Origin of the sequence: Clostridium sp. AF02-29, assembly GCF_934835585.1 — a bacterium.
GTDB classification, from domain to species: domain Bacteria; phylum Bacillota; class Clostridia; order Lachnospirales; family Lachnospiraceae; genus Otoolea; species Otoolea fessa.
Genome location: NZ_CAKVZK010000016.1, coordinates 15,712 through 36,033 on the forward strand (window position 1 = coordinate 15,712; position 20,322 = coordinate 36,033).

At 47.3% G+C, this 20,322-nt stretch carries 17 protein-coding genes; 3 read left to right on the plus strand and 14 right to left on the minus strand.

The genetic code is table 11. The features are described from left to right. Positions 1–18 precede the first annotated feature (18 nt). The 8 genes from accD to PUQ60_RS05750 form a co-directional block, all read right to left on the minus strand. Positions 19–1,911, minus strand: coding sequence for an acetyl-CoA carboxylase, carboxyltransferase subunit beta (gene accD / locus PUQ60_RS05715; protein ID WP_118468872.1), 1,893 nt, complete (start codon positions 1,909–1,911; stop codon positions 19–21). Positions 1,912–1,931: 20 nt separating this feature from the next. Then, positions 1,932–2,354 carry a 3-hydroxyacyl-ACP dehydratase FabZ gene (fabZ, locus tag PUQ60_RS05720; protein ID WP_022359380.1) on the minus strand — a complete coding sequence of 141 codons (423 nt, stop codon included), beginning with the start codon at positions 2,352–2,354 and terminating at the stop codon, positions 1,932–1,934. Between the two features lie 30 nt (positions 2,355–2,384). Further along, positions 2,385–3,629, minus strand: coding sequence for a beta-ketoacyl-ACP synthase II (gene fabF / locus PUQ60_RS05725; RefSeq protein ID WP_270497292.1), 1,245 nt, complete (start codon positions 3,627–3,629; stop codon positions 2,385–2,387). 159 nt (positions 3,630–3,788) lie between these two features. Beyond that, positions 3,789–4,529: a 3-oxoacyl-[acyl-carrier-protein] reductase gene (fabG, locus tag PUQ60_RS05730; protein WP_270497291.1), complete on the minus strand. Its 741-nt coding sequence runs from the start codon at positions 4,527–4,529 to the stop codon at positions 3,789–3,791. Continuing rightward, positions 4,523–5,455: an ACP S-malonyltransferase gene (fabD, locus tag PUQ60_RS05735; protein ID WP_022360535.1), complete on the minus strand. Its 933-nt coding sequence runs from the start codon at positions 5,453–5,455 to the stop codon at positions 4,523–4,525. Before fabD ends, fabG begins: the two co-directional genes overlap by 7 nt. Positions 5,456–5,472: 17 nt before the next feature. Next, a complete protein-coding gene (gene fabK, locus PUQ60_RS05740; protein ID WP_022360534.1) occupies positions 5,473–6,399 on the minus strand; it encodes an enoyl-[acyl-carrier-protein] reductase FabK in 927 nt (308 codons plus the stop codon). After that, complete coding sequence (gene acpP, locus PUQ60_RS05745; RefSeq protein WP_022360533.1) at positions 6,399–6,632, minus strand: acyl carrier protein; 234 nt, start codon at positions 6,630–6,632, stop codon at positions 6,399–6,401. The genes fabK and acpP overlap by 1 nt, the downstream gene beginning before the upstream one ends. 131 nt (positions 6,633–6,763) lie before the next feature. After that, entirely contained in the window at positions 6,764–7,726 is a 963-nt protein-coding gene (locus PUQ60_RS05750) for a beta-ketoacyl-ACP synthase III (RefSeq protein WP_107000854.1), read from the minus strand. A 319-nt stretch (positions 7,727–8,045) separates the two neighbouring features. Here PUQ60_RS05750 and PUQ60_RS05755 point away from each other — a divergent pair, with 319 nt between their 5' ends. Genes PUQ60_RS05755 through PUQ60_RS05765 form a run of 3 tightly spaced genes read left to right on the plus strand, consistent with a single transcriptional unit; the run spans position 8,046 to position 12,458 of the window. Then, on the plus strand, positions 8,046–8,741 hold the full coding sequence (locus PUQ60_RS05755) for a response regulator transcription factor (RefSeq protein WP_022360531.1): 696 nt from the start codon (positions 8,046–8,048) through the stop codon (positions 8,739–8,741). A gap of 45 nt (positions 8,742–8,786) precedes the next feature. Beyond that, complete coding sequence (locus tag PUQ60_RS05760) at positions 8,787–11,330, plus strand: HAMP domain-containing sensor histidine kinase (protein WP_273379154.1); 2,544 nt, start codon at positions 8,787–8,789, stop codon at positions 11,328–11,330. Positions 11,331–11,357: 27 nt separating this feature from the next. Next, on the plus strand, positions 11,358–12,458 hold the full coding sequence (locus PUQ60_RS05765; protein ID WP_273379152.1) for an alginate O-acetyltransferase: 1,101 nt from the start codon (positions 11,358–11,360) through the stop codon (positions 12,456–12,458). 536 nt (positions 12,459–12,994) lie between these two features. Here PUQ60_RS05765 and glf read toward each other — a convergent pair. From glf to PUQ60_RS05795, 6 genes are all read right to left on the minus strand, one after another. Continuing rightward, entirely contained in the window at positions 12,995–14,107 is a 1,113-nt protein-coding gene (gene glf / locus PUQ60_RS05770) for a UDP-galactopyranose mutase (RefSeq protein WP_273379151.1), read from the minus strand. Between the two features lie 398 nt (positions 14,108–14,505). Then, positions 14,506–15,333 carry a hypothetical protein gene (locus PUQ60_RS05775; RefSeq protein WP_273379150.1) on the minus strand — a complete coding sequence of 276 codons (828 nt, stop codon included), beginning with the start codon at positions 15,331–15,333 and terminating at the stop codon, positions 14,506–14,508. A gap of 394 nt (positions 15,334–15,727) precedes the next feature. Then, the gene (locus PUQ60_RS05780; RefSeq protein ID WP_273379149.1) at positions 15,728–16,927 is read right to left on the minus strand and encodes a glycosyltransferase family 4 protein; all 1,200 of its coding nucleotides are present in this window, start codon (positions 16,925–16,927) and stop codon (positions 15,728–15,730) included. A gap of 38 nt (positions 16,928–16,965) precedes the next feature. Further along, positions 16,966–17,319 carry a hypothetical protein gene (locus PUQ60_RS05785; RefSeq protein ID WP_273400908.1) on the minus strand — a complete coding sequence of 118 codons (354 nt, stop codon included), beginning with the start codon at positions 17,317–17,319 and terminating at the stop codon, positions 16,966–16,968. A gap of 221 nt (positions 17,320–17,540) precedes the next feature. Then, on the minus strand, positions 17,541–19,352 hold the full coding sequence (locus tag PUQ60_RS05790; RefSeq protein WP_273379147.1) for a DUF6020 family protein: 1,812 nt from the start codon (positions 19,350–19,352) through the stop codon (positions 17,541–17,543). Positions 19,353–19,365: 13 nt separating this feature from the next. Next, positions 19,366–20,304 carry a glycosyltransferase family 2 protein gene (locus PUQ60_RS05795; protein WP_273379146.1) on the minus strand — a complete coding sequence of 313 codons (939 nt, stop codon included), beginning with the start codon at positions 20,302–20,304 and terminating at the stop codon, positions 19,366–19,368. Positions 20,305–20,322: the final 18 nt, after the last annotated feature.

Sequence of the window (20,322 nt, forward strand, 5' to 3'; positions counted from 1 at the left end):
CCTTTCAATATCTATTTTTTAGATTTTTCTAAAACGTTCATACCGCTGCTCCGCGATCTCATCCGGTGTCTTTTCCGCGCAGGACTGGAAGAACTCGCGCATATGGCGGTCGATGATGCGTCCGATCTCCTCGATGTTGTCATCGGTTGCCGGCTCATCCTCGCAGATAATACGCTCGATCATGCCAAGCTCATACAGATCCTCTGCCGTCATCTTCATGACCTTCGCCGCCTCGCTGGCTCTCTTGGCATCTTTCCACAGAATCGAAGCAAAGCCCTCCGGAGAAAGGATCGAGTAGGTCGCATTCTCCATCATCCATACCTCGTTGGAAACCGCCAGCGCCAGTGCGCCGCCGCTGCCGCCCTGACCGGTGATAATCGCCAGAATCGGCACCTTCATATCCGACATTTCAAAGAGGTTGCGGGCAATCGCCTCGCCCTGGCCTCTCTCCTCTGCCTCCATACCCGGGAATGCACCTGGCGTATCGACAAAACAGATGATCGGACGGTTAAATTTCGCCGCCTGTTTCATCAGACGGAGCGCCTTTCTGTATCCTTCCGGAGACGGCATGCCGAAGTTGTGCTTCATGCTGTCTTTCGGGGATTTACCTCTCTCCTGTCCAATGACCGTGACCGGCATTCCATAGAAGGATGCCACACCGCCGATGACCGCCATATCATCGCCATAATACCGGTCGCCGTGGAACTCGGTAAAATCGTCAAACAGGATCCGGATATAATCGCTGGCGTTCAGACGTCCGGCGCTACGGGACTGGCGTACTGCCTCCCAGGCGTCTCTCTCTCGGCCTGCGATCTTATTTAAGGTCTTCTGGCGCATGATACCGGAGAACGGTGCTTTCCGGCTCTTTAACTTGCCTTCCTCCACAGAAGCTGCTTTTTCTGCCCTGGATGCAGATGCTGCTTCTGTGTGGTTCTCCGCCTCGTCGTTCCATTTCTCCCAGCCATGCTCCTGGCTGTGAAGCTTCAAAATCTGTCCCAGAACACGCTTCTGATCTTTTCTTTCCACGATCTGATCCACAAAACCGTGTGTCAGCTGGAACTCGGCTCTCTGGAAGCCCTCCGGGAGCTTCTGACCGATCGTCTGCTCGATGACACGCGGACCCGCAAATCCAATCAGCGCTCCCGGCTCTGCCAGGATGATATCGCCCAGGGACGCAAAGCTTGCCGTTACGCCGCCGGTGGTCGGATCCGTCATAAAGCTTATGTAAAGAAGTCCCGCCTCGGAATGACGTTTTAAGGCTGCGGAAGTTTTCGCCATCTGCATCAGGGAGATCATGCCCTCCTGCATTCTCGCGCCGCCGGAAGCCGCGTAGATGATAACCGGAAGCCGTTCCTCGGTCGCACGCTCTACCGCACGGGCAATCTTCTCTCCCATGTTGTGACCCATGCTGCTCATCAGGAAACGGGAGTCGCAGACCGCGATCACAGTCTCATAACCGTGAATCTTTCCTTTACCAGTGACAACCGCCTCATTTAACTCGGTTTTCTCTCTGGCTGCCTCAACCTTGCCCTCATAGCCCGGAAATGCAAGCGGATTGACCACAGACATCTCCTTATCCCACTCTTCAAAGGTACCTTCATCGATCAACATCTCAATCCGGCGGTACGCATGCATCCGGAAATATCCGCCGCAGCGCGGGCACACATACAGGTTGTCCTTGACATCCTGCACCAGAATCGGTTTCTCACATTTATTACACTTACGCCATAAAGAACGCAGGCTTTCCGGCGTCATCGCCGTCGGACGGCTCGGAATCTTCTCCGGTTTTTCCTGTGCTGCCTCTGCCGCCCTTTTATCTGCTTTCGCACTCTCCGCACGGCTTACGCCGGCAGAACCGTGGTCGTTTGTATTGATCGAAGTATACGATTTCTTAAACAGATTTTTAAACATCTCTTATTCAACCTCACTTATTAGCCAATCATAAACGTCAGCTCTGCGGAAACAGCCAGCTTGCCATCGACGGTTGCCGTCGCACTTCCGATGCCGACCGGTCCTTTTCTCTTGATGATATGGCACTCCAGCTTTAACTTGTCGCCCGGAACTACCTTTTTCTTGAATTTTGCGTTGTTGATTGCCCCGAAATATGCCGTCCTACCCTTATTTCCTTCTTCACTTAAAATCGCAACCGCGCCGACCTGCGCCAGCGCCTCCACGATCAGGACGCCCGGCATGACCGGCTCCTGCGGAAAATGACCTGCAAACCACGGCTCGTTGTATGTTACATTTTTATATCCAACCGCGCCCTCGCCCGGTGTCACTTCCTCGATACAGTCGATCAAAAGAAACGGATGACGGTGCGGGATGATCTCCTGGATCTCTTTAATTCCCATCATAATTTCAGTTACCTCTTTCGCTTTCCCAATTTAGTCCTCAAATTTCTTGATTACCAGGCTGGCATTGACACCACCAAATCCCAGGGAGTTGGTCAGGGCATAGTGGATATCCATCGGAACACCCTCGCCCATCGTGTAATCCAGATCGCAGCCCTCGCCTGCCTCTTTTAAACCTGCGGTTGCGTGTACAAATCCATCCTCAATGGATTTCACGCAGGCGATAAACTCAACACCGCCCGCTGCACCTAAAAGATGTCCAATCATCGACTTAGTGGAGTTAATTTTTACCTTGTAAGCGTGGTCTCCCAGCGCTTTTTTCACTGCCATCGTCTCGAAGAGATCGTTATGGTGTGTACTGGTTCCATGTGCATTGATGTAATCAATCTTCTCCGGTGCGATACCTGCATCCTTGAGCGCCATCTCCATCGCATACGCTGCGCCGCTTCCATCCTCTGCCGGGGAAGTGATGTGGAATGCATCGTTGCTTCCGCCGTAGCCGACTACCTCTGCCAGAATCTTTGCGCCGCGCTTCTGCGCGTGCTCTAAGGACTCCAGAACTACGATACCAGCGCCCTCGCCCATGACGAAACCATCGCGGTCCTTATCAAACGGACGGGATGCCGTCTCCGGGTCATCATTGGTAGAAAGAGCCGTCAGAGCCGCGAAACCTGCCATACCGAGCGGTGTGATCGCAGACTCGGTACCACCGGCTACCATCACGTCTGCCTCGCCGTACTGGATCGAGCGGAACGCCTCACCGATAGAGTTCGTACCGGTCGCACAGGCAGTTACCACGTTGATGGATTTACCCTTTAAACCATAATGCATTGCCACATTGCCGACTGCCATGTTGCTGATCATCATCGGAACGAGCAGCGGGTTCACACGGTTCGGTCCTTTTTCCAGCATTTTTTTGTGCTCACGTTCCATCGCCTGTAAGCTTCCGATACCGGAACCGATGCTGGTTCCCACGCGGAACGGATCCTCTTTTTCCATATCCAGACCCGCCTGTGCGATCGCCTCACCGGCTGCCGCTACCGCATACTGGGAAAACGGCTCCATACGTCTCGCTGCCTTCGGATCCATGTATTTCTTCGGATCAAAATCCTTCACCTCGCCTGCCAGCTTTGCCTTATAATCGGTTGTATCAAAATATGTGATCGGCGCGATACCGACTTTTTTATCCTTTAATCCCTGCCAGAAGCTTGCTACGTCATTTCCAACCGGAGTGATCGCTCCCAGACCGGTTACTACTACACGTGTCTTATTTTCCATCTAAAAACCTGCCTTTCTATCGTCACAATTCACACGTTGTGCAAACTGCGACACGATTTTGCCGATGCTTCGCATTCCAAATCGGCAAAATCTGCTGCCACTACGTTATCGTACGCCACTTTCGGTTCCAAAAGTGCCTATCTGTAAAGCACCTTTTCCCTACATCGCCATTCCGCCGTCCACGCACAGAACCTGTCCTGTGATGTAGGCTGCGCGGTCAGAAGCCAGAAATACGGCTGCCTGCGCTACATCCTCGGTCGTACCGAAACGTTTTAACGGAATCTGCTCGCCCATCGCCTTCTTCACATCGTCCGGAAGAACGGCGGTCATTTCCGTATCAATAAATCCCGGTGCAATCGCGTTGACCGTGATACCACGGCTTCCAATCTCCCTTGCCACGGATTTGGTCAGTCCGATCACGCCCGCCTTGGACGCACAGTAATTTGCCTGTCCCGCATTTCCCATCACGCCGGAAACAGAGGAAATATTGATGATGCGTCCGCTCTTCTGCTTTAACATCTGGCGGGATACGTGCTTAATGCAGTTAAATGCGCCCTTTAAGTTCGTATCGATAACGGCGTCAAACTCTTCCTCACTCATCTTCATCAGAAGATTGTCACGGGTGATGCCCGCGTTGTTGACTAAAATATCAATTCTCTTATAGCGGCTGATAATGTCCTTTAAGAACGCCTCCGCCGCGCTGTAATCCGAAACATTACACTGAACGGCTTCCGCCTGTCCGCCTGCCTCGGTAATTTCCTTTACGACTTCCTCTGCCTTTGCCGCAGAACCATTATAATTGACGATCACCACAGCGCCCTCTTTCGCCATCGAAATAGCGATCTGACGGCCAATGCCGCGGCTGGCACCTGTCACAACTGCTACTTTTCCATTTAACATCCAAGCGCCTCCTTTACTTTGTCGATATCTTCCAGTTTCTCTATATTGAACGCCTTCGCGTTTTTGTCGATTTTACGCATGAAACCAGTCAGGGTCTTGCCCGGTCCGATCTCAATAAATGTGTCCACACCGTCTGCTAACATCTTCCGGATCGTCTGCTCCCAGCGGACGGAGGAAGAAACCTGCTTCATCAGAAGCGGCTTTACATCGGCTGCATCGGTCACATAATCTGCCGTCACATTCGCGATATACGGAATCTCCGGCGTATGAATCTCAACGGTATCGAGTACCTTTCCAAGCTTCTCGCCAGCTCCCACTAACATCTTGGAATGGAACGGTCCGCTTACCTTTAACGGAAGAACGCGTTTTGCGCCCGCTTCCTTCAATTTCTCTCCTGCCTCGGCAACCGCCTCTGTCTTACCAGAGATAACAATCTGTCCCGGGCAGTTATAGTTGGCAATCTGCACGCCCTCGATCGGCGCGATCACCTCTTCTATCTTCTCTGCATCCATCGCCAGTACGGCAGACATGGCGCCCTGACCAACCGGGACTTCGCCCTGCATCAGGATACCTCTCTGCCGCACGGTACGGATGGCATCTTCGTCAGACATAACGCCTGCAGCCGCCATTGCAGGATACTCTCCCAGGCTCAGGCCCGCAGCCACATCCGGGCGGATTCCGGTACGTTCCATAAATACACGCATCATCGCAAGGCTGGCGGTTACCATCGCCGGCTGCGTATACTCCGTGATATTCAGACGGTCCGTCTGCGCCGGATCAAAGCAAAGATCGGTCATTGAAAACCCAAGGATCTCGCTTGCTTTCTCAAACATCTCGCGTCCCGTTTCCGTTTCCTGATAAAAATCCTGTCCCATGCCAGTGGTCTGTGCGCCCTGACCCGGAAAAATAAATGCAATTTTGCTCATAGCGTTACACTCACTCTCTACTTTCTGCCCAAAAGCGCCTCCGCCTGGGCCATCATTTCTTCAATCATTTCCTTACAGGTCTGCTCTTTCTTCACCATACCTGCAATCTGTCCAGCCATCACGGTTCCGTTGTCCACGTCACCTTCCATGACTGCCTTCCGAAGCGTTCCAAGTGTTAAATACTCCAGTTCCTCGAACGGGCGTCCCTCTTTTTCCAGCTTCAGATACTCTCTCGTCATCTTATTTCTAAGACAGCGGATCGGATGTCCGTGACTCATACCGGTTACGGTCGAATCAATGTCTTTCGCCTTGATGACTCTGTCCTTGTAAGCCTGGCTTACGATAGATTCCTTCGATACGACGAAGCGGGTTCCCATCTGGACTGCCTCTGCGCCCAGCATAAATGCCGCCGCAATGCCGCGTCCATCTGCGATACCTCCGGCTGCAATCACCGGAATCGAAACCGCATCAACTACCTGCGGAACAAGTGTCATCGTCGTCGCCTCGCCGATGTGTCCGCCGGACTCCATGCCTTCTGCAACGACTGCATCTGCGCCGCTTTTCTCCATCAGACGTGCCTGTGCAACCGAAGCGACAACCGGAATTACCTTAATGCCGGCTTCCTTCCACATGCCCATGTATTTGCCTGGAATACCGGCGCCGGTCGTTACGACCTTGATGCCTTCTTCCACAACTACCTTTGCCACGTCATCCGCATACGGGCTCATCAGCATGACATTGACACCAAACGGCTTCTTTGTCAGCTCTCTCGCCTTGCGGATCTCCTCGCGGACAACCTCACCTGGTGCATTGGCGCCGCCAATTAAGCCCAGACCGCCAGCTTCAGAAACGGCTGCTGCCAGATGATGTTCTGCCACCCATGCCATGCCGCCCTGAATAATCGGGTATTCAATCCCCAACATTTCTGTGATCTTTGTTTTCATTATGCCTCTACACCTTTTTCTTTTAAGTAGTTCATAACATCGCCTACAGTTGCCAGGTTCTGCAGATCCTCAGCCGGGATCTCTACGGAGTACTCGTCCTCCAGAGCCATAACCAGCTCAAACAGATCCAGAGAATCAGCACCCAGATCATCCTTGAAAGAGGAAGCCTCGGTAATGGAATCTGCGTCTACGCTCAGCTGCTCTGCAATAATTTCTTTCATTTTCTCTAACATCGTTTCAATCTCCTTTTTAAATGAATTTTCTTTTTGTGACCGCAAAAATGCAATCACTGTTCTTATATTTTATCAAAAAATGGGATAATGTACATTAGTTTTGCTATATATTTTTTTGCCTCTCCAGACACCTACCAGGTCATCAATGCCGCACCCCAGGTAAGACCCGCGCCAAAACCTGCCATCACCAGCGTATCGCCGCGTTTTAAGCGTCCGTCCCGGTGCATTTCATCCAGAAGAATCGGAATCGAAGCCGCCGACGTATTGCCGTAGCGCTCGATATTGACCGGAATCTTGTCCATCGGAACCTTCAGACGGCGCGACGCCGCTTCCAGAATCCGGATATTCGCCTGATGCAGCAGATAATGCTGTACCGCCTCGCGGTCCGTTCCGGTCTCCTCCAGAATCGCATTCACAATCTCCGGTACCTTCTTCACCGCAAACTTAAAGACTTCCTGACCGTCCATCTGCATAAAACCAAGCTCCGGCTTGCCGCCCGTCAGGCAGTTTTCAAGACTTCTCGCCTGGCAGTACAGAACGTCGTTCTTCGTTCCGTCGCTGCCGACCAGCGTCTTCACCACACCCGTCTCGTCCGCCCGGACAACCGCCGCGCCCGCTCCATCGCCAAACAGGATGCAGGAACTGCGGTCCGTCCAGTCTAACACCTTGCTCAGTGTCTCCGCACCGATGATCAGCGCCGTCTTATAGATGCCCGCCTGAATAAATCCCTGCACAATATGTAAGGCGTAAATAAATCCGGAACATGCCGCCGTGATGTCAAACGCCACCGCATGTTTCGCCCCGATAGCTCCCTGTACATCCGCCGCCGCACTCGGGAACGCCCGATCCGGGGAAGAAGTCGCCACGATCACGATCTCAATCTCCTCCGGAGAAATGCCCGCGTCCGCGATCGCGCGCTTCGCCGCCTCTGTCGCCAACGCCGAGGTTCCCTCGCTCGTCGAGACATGTCTGGCTCCAATACCCGTCCGTTCCCGGATCCAGGCATCATTTGTATCAAGAAATTTCGTCAAATCCTGATTCGTCACAACCTGCTCCGGCGCATACGCGCCAATTCCAATGATTCTAGCTGTCATTTTCTCGTTTAACTCCGCTTCTTCTATAAAAGATAGTTTTAATTTCAAATGGTTTGATATTCAAATTAATTTAGAGTGTAGCGGAGAATGTGGGGTTTGTCAAGGGTAACTTGTAAATGAACAGCAGGATTCTGGTGAGAAGACGCAACCCGGACAGAGAAGAGCCGCCCCCAATCTTCTCCTGAAATACGCAAAAATAAGATTCCATGGTTTTCTTTTTCGTTGTATAATTATAAGATATAGGTATCTTTATTGTATCTATACAGAAATTTGTATACTATATTATCTATATATTACCCTATTAAAAGGAGGAGTTGCTATGCAGAGTATTCTTGTATGTGACGATGATAAACAGATCGTAGAAGCGATTGACATATACTTAACCGGTGAGGGATTTGAGGTTATCAAGGCGTATGACGGCGCAGAGGCGCTGGAGCTTTTAAAAACGCACACCGTGAATTTGATGATTCTGGACGTTATGATGCCGGGGTTAGACGGGATCCGGACGACGCTGAAGGTGCGTGAAACCAGCAGTATCCCGATCATTATCCTTTCCGCGAAGTCTGAGGATGCGGACAAGATTCTGGGCTTAAATATAGGGGCGGATGATTATATCACGAAGCCATTCAACCCGCTGGAACTGGTCGCCCGCGTGAAATCGCAGCTCCGCCGCTACACGCAGCTGGGAAATATGAACAATCAGATGGGCAACCACGTATTCAAATGCGGCGGCCTGCAGATCAACGATGAAAATAAGGAAGTAACCGTGGACGGCGAACTCATCAAGCTGACACCGATCGAGTACAATATCCTGCTTCTGCTCGTTAAAAACGCCGGAAAAGTCTTCTCCATCGACCAGATCTACGAGGCGATCTGGAATGAGGAGGCGATCGGCGCGGACAATACAGTTGCGGTTCATATCCGCCATATCCGCGAAAAGATCGAAATTAACCCGAGAGAGCCGCGCTATCTGAAGGTTGTCTGGGGTGTTGGATATAAAATTGAGAAACAGTAAAAATGTGAATCATCCATCTAACAGAAGTTAGGAGTTGCAAAATTTATGACAAAACTCTCACATATTCCGATGCAGATCCAGAAATGGATCGCCAGCCTCACGCATCTGTTTTTCCTGATTCTGGGGCTGACTGGTATCTGCCTCATGTATATTCACGGAAATTTCGGTCTGGGGCTGACCGGCATTGGCTCGGTTCCTTATGAGGACACCGCGGAATTTAACACACAATTTAATAGCGATCTGAACGATATCTTCCTATATATGGACTATCAGGACGTCTTCGGCGCCGACAGCTCGATTGACCTCTCGCGCCGGATGCTCAAAATGACCTTTGGACCAAGCGAGACCGAAAATTTCTCCCTGTCCTCCCTGATTTCCTATCTGGAATCCATGGGGTACCAGCTCGACGACGACTTTAACTGCCAGAAGGTTTCCGAACCGGAAGACGGCATCAAGAGCCGCGAAGGCTACGTCGAATGGTCGGTTCAGGAGCCGCAGCGGATCTACAGCTACCGTTCTGCCAGCCAAAAGCGCAGCACATTGGAGGACGCGGCGGTCGAGATCATGGACACACTGCATCGTTATTACACAGTGTATAACCGTTTCGTCGCCAATCCGTCCAACCTGCATTTTAAAATTCAGTACACGGAGCCGGATTCGGATCAGAACGAAACAACCCAGTTTACAAACACCGATTCCCTGACGCCGGAAAATGTCAAGGAATACGGGCGCTACGCGTATCTGCCGGGCAATTCCGTTTTCTACGATACCAACATGAAAGCGATCCCGCTCAGCAGCATTTCCGCACTGGCATCCAATAACCCGTACACCGGCAGCGACTATTATCTGCTGGTCGGAATCGATACAAATTATCCAGTCACTGACCTTTACGCACGGGCGCATACCGCATACCTGCACCGGCAGCACCTGTATCTGACCGGATTTGCACTGACGATCTTTGCAACGATCGGACTGCTTTTGAGCTTCCTGTTTCTGTTCCGGGTGTCCGGCTACCAGAGTTATCGCAGCTTCGACGTGACACTGCACGGCTTCGACAAGAGCGGCACCGAAACCGGCATCGTTTTTTTTGCCGCCATGACCGCGATCGCCCTGATTGTGAGCGACCTGATTCTCGTCCGCATCCTGCATCTGGTCATTCCATCGCAGTATTGGTACTTCTCCGATCACAGCCTGCAGGCGCTGGTCCTGTATCTGGGCGGACTGCTGCTCTTTTTCAGCCTCCTGCGCCGCTACCGCGCCGGTACCCTGTGGACCTCCAGCCTGATCTGCCGGTTCCAGAAAAAAATGGCGTTCCTCAAAACACGCCAGAACTTCCGCAGCCGTCTCGGCATCGGATTTGTTCTCTATCTTGCAATCAACACAGCGCTTATCAGCCTTGCCTGGTATTTCTGGGACCGCGTGTATGCAAGTTTATACGTTGTTTACCTGCTGACAGGTCTGACTGTGCTGGTATTTCTGCTGTTTAACCTGTGGATCTTTTACATACTGTTCCGGCAGGCAATCGAACAGGAATCCATCCGCGACGCCGTCCAGCAGCTATCCACCGGAGAAACCAGCTACCAGCTTAACCTCGATGATTTTGACGGACCGGAGCTCACGCTGGCAGAGGGACTCAACAACATCAGTTCCGGTCTTGAAACCGCGCTTCAGGAGAAAATGAAGAGCGAACGTCTCAAAACCAACCTGATTACCAACGTCTCACACGACATCAAAACACCGCTGACCTCGATTATAAATTATGTAAACCTAATGAAACGGGAACATATTGAAGATGCGCGGATCAATGCCTATCTCGATGTGCTTGACCAGAAATCACAGCGTCTCAAAACACTGATTGAAGACCTCGTCGAGGCATCCAAGGCAAGCTCCGGCAATGTGAAGCTTGAATTTACCGACATTGACCTCGTCCAGATGGCATTTCAGACCAACGGCGAATTTGAAGAAAAACTGGATGTCAGACATCTGCAGCTCATCATCAATGCCCCGCGGGAACCGCTGATGATCCGCGCCGATGGACGCCGCCTGTGGCGCGTGCTTGAAAACCTGTACAACAACGTCTGCAAATATGCGATGGAGGGCAGCCGCGTCTACGTAGACCTCGCCCGCGTTCCCGGAAATCCAGAAACCGGTACTGCTGGCCAGGCAGTCTTCACCATCAAAAATATATCTGCCAATCCGCTCAACATCCGTGCTGACGAGCTGACCGAACGTTTCGTGCGCGGCGATGTCGCCCGCACCACCGAGGGAAGCGGACTGGGACTATCGATCGCCAAAGATCTGACGGAACTGCAGAAAGGGCAGTTTAGTTTGTATATCGATGGGGATCTGTTTAAGGCACAGGTGGCGTTTGATTTGGTGGAGAAAACGACGGAGAAGGCGGTGGAGGACGCAGAAATAATAGAAGAAACCGATGCTGCCGAAGCGGCTGAAAAGCCGAAAAAGGACGATGAACTGAAAAAAACAAATATACCGGAAGAAGCTACTATTCAAAAAGAGGTAAACGGCGAACCTTCCGAAAATGCTATCAATGAAACCATAAACACTACGGAAAATTCAAGAAATGAATAAAAATTTATGAATTGAGGACTTTATCCTATGAAACGCACTCATATCATGATCGCAGTCTTCTTCGCCTGCATCCTCTCCCCCAACCTGCTGTTTCCTATCCTGAAAACCACAGCCGATGAGGGCACCGGTGAAAACCGCAGTCTGGCGGCATTTCCAACTCTGTCGCTGGAAACCATCGATACCTTTCCATCCGGTGTTGAGGACTGGCTCAACGACCACGCGGCGTTCCGCAACCGCTTCTTAAGCCTGAACGCCCGCTTAAACCTCTCCTTATTCCAGTTCGGAGACTCGCAGGACGTCATCACCGGAAAAGATGGCTGGTACTTTTACACGCTCGGAAGCTCTGTCGAGGACTTTCTCGGCACCAACCGTTTTTCCGCCGGGGAACTCCAGATGCTGGCACACAAACTCCAGACCGTCCACGACGCCTGGAAAGAAAAAGGCACCGAATTTATCTTCCTGTGTGCTCCCAATAAAGAAGGCGTATACAGCGAATTCCTCCCGGATGGCTTCACCGCACCGGACGGATCTACCCGCCGCAGTGAACTGCTCAATTATCTGGAAATGCACACAAATGTCCCAGTTGTCAATCCATACCCGGAGCTCAAAAACCGCCGGGAGTATCAGTGGTATTTCAAAACCGACACCCACTGGAACGATGCTGCCGGATTTCTCGTCTCCGGGCAGATCATCGATGCCGCTGGCGGCACCTCCACGCCGATCGAGGACGTCACTGTCACCTATGAGCCGCGCGATCCGGGCGATCTGGCAAACCTGTTCCACATGCCAGAATCCATGTGCGACGATACCAAAGCAGATGTATCCGGTTACCGAAACAATGTAACCATCCACTACGACAGTGCCACCGACGATGGCAACATCGCCCACATCTCAGCAGTCCAGGCGCCCGACCCGCGCCGCATCGCGATTTACCGTGACTCCTTCGGAACCGCCCTGCTGGCAGGACTGCCAAAATACTTTGCGTATACCGATTTTTACCATTGGCAGGTATTTGAGCCGGAATTTTTGAACGAAAATAAGCCGGATGTGCTGGTGTATGAGGTGGTGGAACGGGATTTGGGGAGAATGATGGAGGATTTGGAGAAATTGATGCCCACGCAAAAATAATATGTGCATTTTTTTATTTAAACAGTGCAAAAAAACTTTCGAATTTAAAAGAAATGTGATACAATCAATCTATGGATGCCACCATAACACGGTAGGCGGCTTGGTCCTCTTTCAGAGGGCTGCGTACCCTCTGATTACATAGATACCTGCAAGGGAATCTACCTGAGAGGAGGGATGCCATATGGAAATCATTGGAATTGTACTAGCGATTTTGAGTTTCGGCGCAACTTGCTTCAAAGCCGGATATTCACTTGGCAAAGATGTAGAAAAAAGCGCAAAAAAATAGCCGCCCATCCTGACACGATTGCGGCTATTTTCTTGTCTTAATCACTAGGGAACCACACCGTCTATCGGTGGCATCCTTTATATATAATATAACATTATAATCCGTAAGATTCAAGCGAAATTGCAATTTTTTAGCAATTTAAAAATTTGCAATTTTTATTTCACCATTTTATCTGAATCAGCAGGTAGCTTCTCATCTAATCCATAATTCCGAAACCATCCGCCGATCCGGATAAAAATCAAAAATTCTCCTACAGCTCCTTCTTCACCAGCTCCAACGCCGAAGCAATCACCGCATCCATATCATAATACTTGTACTCGCCCAGACGGCCACCAAAGATCACTTTATCTTCTTTCTCCGCCAGCTCTTTGTACTTCTCATACAGCGCGCCATTCTTCGCATCATTGACCGGATAGTACGGCTCATCGCCTAACTTCCACTCCGAACTGTACTCACGGCTGATGACCGTCTTCGGCAGATCCTTGCCATCGGCATCCTTGCCAAACTCAAACCATTTATGCTCGATAATACGCGTCCACGGAGTCTCCGCATCCGTATAGTTCACTGCCGCATTGCCCTGGAAATTCGGGATATCCAGCACTTCGGTATCAAAGCGCACAGAACGATACTCCAGAACGCCCAACGAATACTCAAAATACGCATCGATCGCGCCGGTGTAAACTACTTTCTTTGCCATCGCATCCCACTCGGCCTTATTCTCAAAATAATCCTCTTCCAGGCGAACCTCGATGCTGTCCAGCATATTGGCAACCATCTTCGTATAGCCGCCAACCGGGATTCCCTGATACAGGGCGTTGAAATAATTGTTGTCAAAGGTCAGACGAACCGGAAGACGCTTGATGATGAAGGATGGAAGATCCTTGCACTCTCTTCCCCACTGCTTCTGTGTATAGCCCTTGATCAGCTTCTCATAAATATCCGTGCCAACCAGGCTGATCGCCTGCTCTTCCAGGTTCTTCGGCTCGGTGATGCCTGCTGCCTTGCGCTGTTCCTCGATCTTCGCCGCTGCCTCCTGCGGAGTCACGACACCCCACATCTTGTTGAACGTATACATATTGAACGGCAGGGAATACAGCTCGCCGTGGTAATTCGCCACCGGGGAGTTTGTAAAACGGTTAAACTCCGCGAACTGGTTTACATAATTCCAGACCTCCTTATTATTCGTATGGAAAATATGCGCGCCATACTTGTGAACCTGGATGCCCTCCATCGGCTCTGTATACACATTTCCTGCAATATTCGGGCGGCGGTCAATCACCAGAACCTTCTTGCCCGCTTTCTTCGCCTCATGGGCGAATACGGCACCGTAGAGACCGGCGCCTACTATTAAATAATCGTACATGTTGGTTTTTCTCCTTGTCACGTGTTGTTATTCTTGTGATTTATTTATAACATACAACGACAATTTAAACAAGAATATCCCGTCAGCTTCAAGTATTCCCCAAAACAAACTCTCAATTTGGACACAATACCTTATTAATACTCCATTGCACTCTATGAGGCAAACTTAAAATGAACCAATCATTTGGTTTTAAAAAAGGATCCTTTGTTATTCGGGGTCCTCTTGTATCTGTTGTTATTCCTGCCATCGCCTTTATATATCAAATATACTCACTTCTATCGTCTCCGTTCGGTTCTTTACCAGAAAACTTTCAAGGTTGCACTTACATTACTACCAAAATATGTAAACGTAATATAGAGGGATGACCCCGCAGTCATCCTTCTACTAATTTTCACAGTTTATTCTGCAACAGGAATGGATGTTCGTTCTCCATCCCCATCCATACGCACCACACTCCCATACAACAGTATCATCCAAAACATCGGCTGTCGGTAATTCACAAGGAAAAAGCTCTCCGCCAGAAGCCCCATCACTGCACAAGCCATGGCCGCATCTGCGTACCGCAGTTTCCGCCCAAGCCAGACTAGCAGGCATAGAGTCGGAATCAGACCATAACAAAACATCACGCTGAACAAGCAGCAATGAATCTCATTCACCTGACTAGCCAGTGTAAACCGGTCAAATCCGCCTTCCCCGGCTCCATACAGGAGATACTGCGGATACAGCACAAGCTTCTCCATTCCGCGATCCAGAAAAAGTCCCAGCAGACCGCCATGAGCCACCTTCCATATCTTCTCCTGAATCCGCGTCAACATGTTATAATCCACCGTCTTCACATCAAAATCCGCTGCAGGCCATATCCACCACAAAAACAGGCCAAACAGAACCACTCCGATGACGATTCCCAGAGTCCACACTTTCATAGACACACCTTTTCTGCATCCCACCCGGTACAGGGCATGCAAAACAGCCAGAACCGTAAAAATCAAAACTCCCAGCAAAATTCCCGTAGACTTCGATGCCGCAATCACCGGCAGTGCCAGCACATAAAACACAGGAAAGCTCCGATCCCCAAACCGGCACCGGTACAGATACAAAAGCAATATCATCATAAACAGGAAAAACGCCAGCTGATTCGGATCATTAAAGGTTCCCTGATAGCGAACCGCACCCCAGTATTCCCGGAAGATACGTCCGCGCCCCGTCAGATATATCAGCAGCTGCACTCCGATATTCACCTTAACCACACGATTAATCCCGGTCAAAAAAGCTTTTCCGCCATATTCCGCCAGATAGCAGAAACTCCAGATAGCACAGGCATTGAAGATCCAAAAGCAAGTATACTTAGAAAATTCACCACGACCAAGACGAATCCCATAATATGTATTAATCACCAAAACAAATGCCAGAAACACATAAAACAGTCCTTCTGTCTTCAGCTGAAAAAGACGTTCCGGTCTTCTTCTCATACAGTCACATAACAGCATAAAAAAAGAGGCGAACAGACATACATCCGCCGCCTCCATCCCCCCAGAAGGGAATAAATAAAATTGTTTCAAAAATATAAAAAGCAAAAAAAATAAGACCGCCGCTGCCGTCCCATTTCCATCCGGTATACTTCTATTCCATTTCTGCAAAACGTCCATAGATCTCCCTCATCTTCTTTTCCACTGTATCCAGACTAAATTCCTGGCTTCGCTGGATGCAGGCTTCACCCATCTCTTTCCAGCAATTCTTCCTGGACAGCATATCCTCAAGAGCTTCCGCCCAGACATCCGCATCCTGAAGCTGGCTAAGCATGATCCCGCCCGGGCAAAGCTTTCTTTTCCGATCCGCCGACAGGGTCCAGCTATCTCCCATCAGATCCGTATTGCCCCGAATCTCCGAACAGATCACCGGAAGCCCACTTGCCATCGCCTCCAGCATCGCCCGCGGCAGCCCTTCCTGAAAGGATGGAAAAAGGAAGATATCCGAAGCTCCAAAGATCTCCAGCATATCTTCCCTGTATCCTAAAAACGATATATGATCTGCAATTCCAAGCCTGTCCGCCAACCCATGAAGATGCTCGTTCAATTCTCCATGTCCGCACAAAAGCAGATGCAGCTTTTCATATGCACTACGATCCGGCTCATCCTTCATTCTGGTAAGCATCCGGAACAGAACCTCCTGATTCTTCCTGGGTATCATCTCCCCGGATGTCAGAAGCACCACCTGATCAGGCCGCACCCCCAGGCTTTCTCTCTTCCTCTGCCTTTCTTTATCCCCAAGAAGGCGAAATTGAGAACGATCTATCCCCACTCCCGGCACATAATCTACATACTTCGCATGGAATTTCCGCTTCGCCAGTTCATAATCCTCCCGGTTAATACAGATCTGCTGATCCGTATACCTCGATAAAAACTTTTCCATCGGATAATAAAACAGCCAGTTCTTCCATGACGCCCCTTTAAAAAAATGGAATCCATGGGCCGTATAAATCACCGGGCCTGTCCCCGTCACATGTGCCGCCAGACGCGCCATCACCCCTCCCATCGGCGTGTGGCAGTGCACCAGCGAAAAATCTTCCCTGCGCATCAGCTCAACCATCTGACGATACACCTGAAAATTCCGCTTGTCAAACGGACTCCGCACAAAATCAATCTGATGGCAGATGATCCCCGTGCCATCCAGCCGGTGATTATCCGTTCCATACGACGGTGTATGGAAATTCGAAGCATAATGAACCTCATATCCAAGCCGCTGTAAAATACGGACGTTGTTCATCTCAAACTGGGGCACAAAACCGCTGACATGGGTTACAAGAAGTGCCTTTCTAGGCATTTTATTTTCCCCTTTTATATCATGTTGCATCTTTGTATTCATATGAAGCATCCTCCAAATATCTCCTGCCTCTCACGCCCATCCAGGCAAAGACAGCCAGCACGCTGACCGATAATTCCCGGTACGTAAAATATATTTGCCGCTGCTTTATAAAGAAACGATTCATTCCCATCATATCCGGCCATCGCGAGTAAAAGAGCATCCGTATAATCATCCAGCTTCGACGATTCATACTCCTTTATCACATTCGGATATGATACCTGTTTCGAAAAATTATCGATCGATTTTCTCAACTGCGGTTTTACCCATCGAGGAGGTATCATTGTTCCTATGCACATGAGCACAATACATAAAAGGATACAGCCTATTACATATTTCATTGTTTTTGCCATCATTTCCACCCAACTAAAAATAGCGGCTGCAGGATTGCAGCCGCCTTGACTTATGTTAATTTACTATTCTATTTTCATAAATGATTCGGATATACCTCTTCTTCTATCACCTCCAAAAGCTTCTCCTGAGGCAACTCTATATCCTCTTTATAAATAATACCAATACCGCAATCTATAGGAAAATGCTTCTCTATAATGTCGATACCACTCTACAAATAATCTCATTTTTCACTATTTACAAAAGAGAAATTGTCTGAGTTATCTTGCTTTTCTTTTCCATATAAACAAAGCATTGGTATACTTAAAATTACCGGAAACATATAAAGTATTGATAATGCATATCTAGGCCAATACGCTATAGGCGTTGCAATCAATAATGTTAACCAATTTCCTAAAACAGGAATTAGCAAAATTATATACTTCCGTCTTTTATTAACCCACATATAAAAAAGCATAAACAGTGCAATCCATATGCATATGGCAATTGAAGGCGTAGGTGTAAAAAGCGAAAACGCCTTTTTTAAATCAATTTTAGGATTTTCTAAAAGATTCGTATTATAAACACCACAGTTATCATTATCTTTAATGTATTCTAAATTACCTTGACTAATATTAGCTTGAAAATAGTTCAAAGACCAGGTATTTAGACTCCAGTATCCATATGTACTCAAACACCAAGATTCTAAATATATTCTTGGATTTTTTTTAAATAGAGAAAACCAAACTTTCAAAAACTCCTTTTTATGATTTTCAAAAAAGTTATCATTAAAATCTTCATTCCATTTAATTGAATCCACCAATTGTGGAGTATACACTGTTTTTAGTTTTTCAACAGGAATTATATCATTAACAAATTCTTCTTCTACATTATTAATGTTCCCATCATAAGCAATTACTCTCGCTACTTGCTGAAGTGGTATTCCATAACTCTCCACTTTATCTTTCTGTATCCCCAGAATATCATATCCAGGACCCGTTAAAAGTATTATAAATACAATTGACAAAATATGCGTAAAATATATTTTTTTCGATAATTTTATATTTTTAATAGTTAAAATTACTAATGACAAAAAAGATAACATTAAAATATAAATCCCATTATTTCTAGTTAACGATATGATTAACATCGATATAGTGAGTTTAACCCAATAAAGCCTTTCTTTTTCTTCTATTTTTCCGTCACTAATAATATAATCGTATAATTTTAAGCTATAGTACACAAGTGTAATCGAAAAAATAGGGTCTTTCCACATACTTATAGCATGTTGTGGGAAAGTTGCTGTTCCAGCAAAAAATATAACTGTAAAACAACATAATATTTTGGAAATTCCTTTATTATACATCCATGAAACTATATACGTTAATAGTCCACTAATATAAAGCATTTGTATCAGTGTGTAGATTGCACAACCTGCATTTATATCAGAAAATATATATCCTATCTTCAAGCATATCGCAATAAAAATAGTATAAAAAACCGGGTGATGATTCGATAAATTCAAATGATAAACCGTCTGATATATAGACCCCATCGAATCTCCATATATCAATCCAGGATAATATATTAGAAAATATGGCATCCAAGACAAAAATATCAAACCAAATATCATGAACTGGTTTTTCTTTTTTAATTCTTTTTTAGCATTAGCTAATTCTCCCTTATTGAATTTTAACTTTTGTATTTTTTTAATCAACCAATTTAATATATTTACAATTACAAAAAGACAAATCAAGCATCCAATCAAATCCACAATTGAAAATTTGTCGATAAAAACTTCGTCGATTGTTGCAAATGGATTACATTCATCTGGATGAATATGCTTAGACAATACAATACTTATTGAAAGCAATAATGAAAATGCAATATAACTCAATTTATCGTCTATTCTATCAAAATCTTTTTTTGTCATCCAGATTTTATAAAAAGCAATTCCAACTCCAATTATAATCATACCATTTATAGGTATTTTCATATATAGCAAAAAAATATATGAAAATAGCACGCTGAAAATAGCTTTTATAACAGTTTTCATATTTTTCTCCTTTTTAAATTCTATCTTTCAATTTTAATTTTTCTATTAATTGAAGTCGAAATTCATATGCCTGTCTGTCTTTTTCAACAATCGTTGCCAATATAAGACCTGAAAAGAAAGAAATAATCGCTGCTAATGCAATAAAACCAGAAACAATCAAGGTCGGAAAATGTGGCACCATTCCCGTGTGCAAAAAATCAAACAAAACTGGGATAAACATTACTGCCGATATTAAAATCAGCATCAAAGAAACTCCTCCAAAAAATCCAATTGGTCGATAATTTTTATATAAACGTCCTATTGTTTTTAACACTTTCAATCCATCTGAATATGTATTGAGCTTCGATTCGCTTCCAGATGGTCTGTCACGGTACTCAATAATCACATTTTCAATTCGCATATTCTTTTCAACCGCATGAATTGTCATCTCTGTTTCAATCTCAAACCCTTTTGACAAAACTGGAAAGCTTTTTGCGAACAAGAAACTAAACGCCCGGTATCCGGTCATGATATCCCGAATATTGGTATGAAACAAATGGTTAATCGAACCTCTTACCAAACTGTTTCCAAAATTATGAAACGGCCTTTTATTTTCCTCAAAATAAGTAGAAGACAATCGATCACCTACCACCATATCCGTCTTTTTCTGAAGTACAAGCTCTGCCATCTGTTTCCCATACTCCGCAGGATATGTATCATCTCCATCTACCATAATATAACACTCTGCATCTATTTCGCGAAACATCCGCCGAATTACATTTCCTTTTCCCTGTGCATACTCATGACGTACAACCGCGCCTGTTTTTTCTGCCAGTTCAACTGTACGATCTTTTGAGTTATTATCATAAACATAAATAACTGCTTCCGGAAGTTCCTTTTTCCAGTCACGCACTACTTTTTCAATCGTCTTTTCCTCATTATAACAAGGAATTAAAACCGCAATCTTATCCATCTATACTTTATCACCCTT

What these genes read in the sequence shown, in the direction of transcription:
- fabD (WP_022360535.1), bottom strand. Translation starts at nt 5,455, where the DNA reads ATGAGCAAAATTGCATTTATTTTTCCGGGTCAGGGCGCACAGACCACT.
- fabK (WP_022360534.1), bottom strand. Translation starts at nt 6,399, where the DNA reads ATGAAAACAAAGATCACAGAAATGTTGGGGATTGAATACCCGATTATT.
- PUQ60_RS05765 (WP_273379152.1), top strand. Translation starts at nt 11,358, where the DNA reads ATGAAACGCACTCATATCATGATCGCAGTCTTCTTCGCCTGCATCCTC.
- PUQ60_RS05795 (WP_273379146.1), bottom strand. Translation starts at nt 20,304, where the DNA reads ATGGATAAGATTGCGGTTTTAATTCCTTGTTATAATGAGGAAAAGACG.
- PUQ60_RS05760 (WP_273379154.1), top strand. Translation starts at nt 8,787, where the DNA reads ATGACAAAACTCTCACATATTCCGATGCAGATCCAGAAATGGATCGCC.
- PUQ60_RS05785 (WP_273400908.1), bottom strand. Translation starts at nt 17,319, where the DNA reads ATGGCAAAAACAATGAAATATGTAATAGGCTGTATCCTTTTATGTATT.
- fabF (WP_270497292.1), bottom strand. Translation starts at nt 3,629, where the DNA reads ATGGAAAATAAGACACGTGTAGTAGTAACCGGTCTGGGAGCGATCACT.
- acpP (WP_022360533.1), bottom strand. Translation starts at nt 6,632, where the DNA reads ATGTTAGAGAAAATGAAAGAAATTATTGCAGAGCAGCTGAGCGTAGAC.
- PUQ60_RS05750 (WP_107000854.1), bottom strand. Translation starts at nt 7,726, where the DNA reads ATGACAGCTAGAATCATTGGAATTGGCGCGTATGCGCCGGAGCAGGTT.
- fabG (WP_270497291.1), bottom strand. Translation starts at nt 4,529, where the DNA reads ATGTTAAATGGAAAAGTAGCAGTTGTGACAGGTGCCAGCCGCGGCATT.
- PUQ60_RS05790 (WP_273379147.1), bottom strand. Translation starts at nt 19,352, where the DNA reads ATGAAAACTGTTATAAAAGCTATTTTCAGCGTGCTATTTTCATATATT.
- PUQ60_RS05755 (WP_022360531.1), top strand. Translation starts at nt 8,046, where the DNA reads ATGCAGAGTATTCTTGTATGTGACGATGATAAACAGATCGTAGAAGCG.
- PUQ60_RS05780 (WP_273379149.1), bottom strand. Translation starts at nt 16,927, where the DNA reads ATGCCTAGAAAGGCACTTCTTGTAACCCATGTCAGCGGTTTTGTGCCC.
- glf (WP_273379151.1), bottom strand. Translation starts at nt 14,107, where the DNA reads ATGTACGATTATTTAATAGTAGGCGCCGGTCTCTACGGTGCCGTATTC.
- accD (WP_118468872.1), bottom strand. Translation starts at nt 1,911, where the DNA reads ATGTTTAAAAATCTGTTTAAGAAATCGTATACTTCGATCAATACAAAC.
- fabZ (WP_022359380.1), bottom strand. Translation starts at nt 2,354, where the DNA reads ATGATGGGAATTAAAGAGATCCAGGAGATCATCCCGCACCGTCATCCG.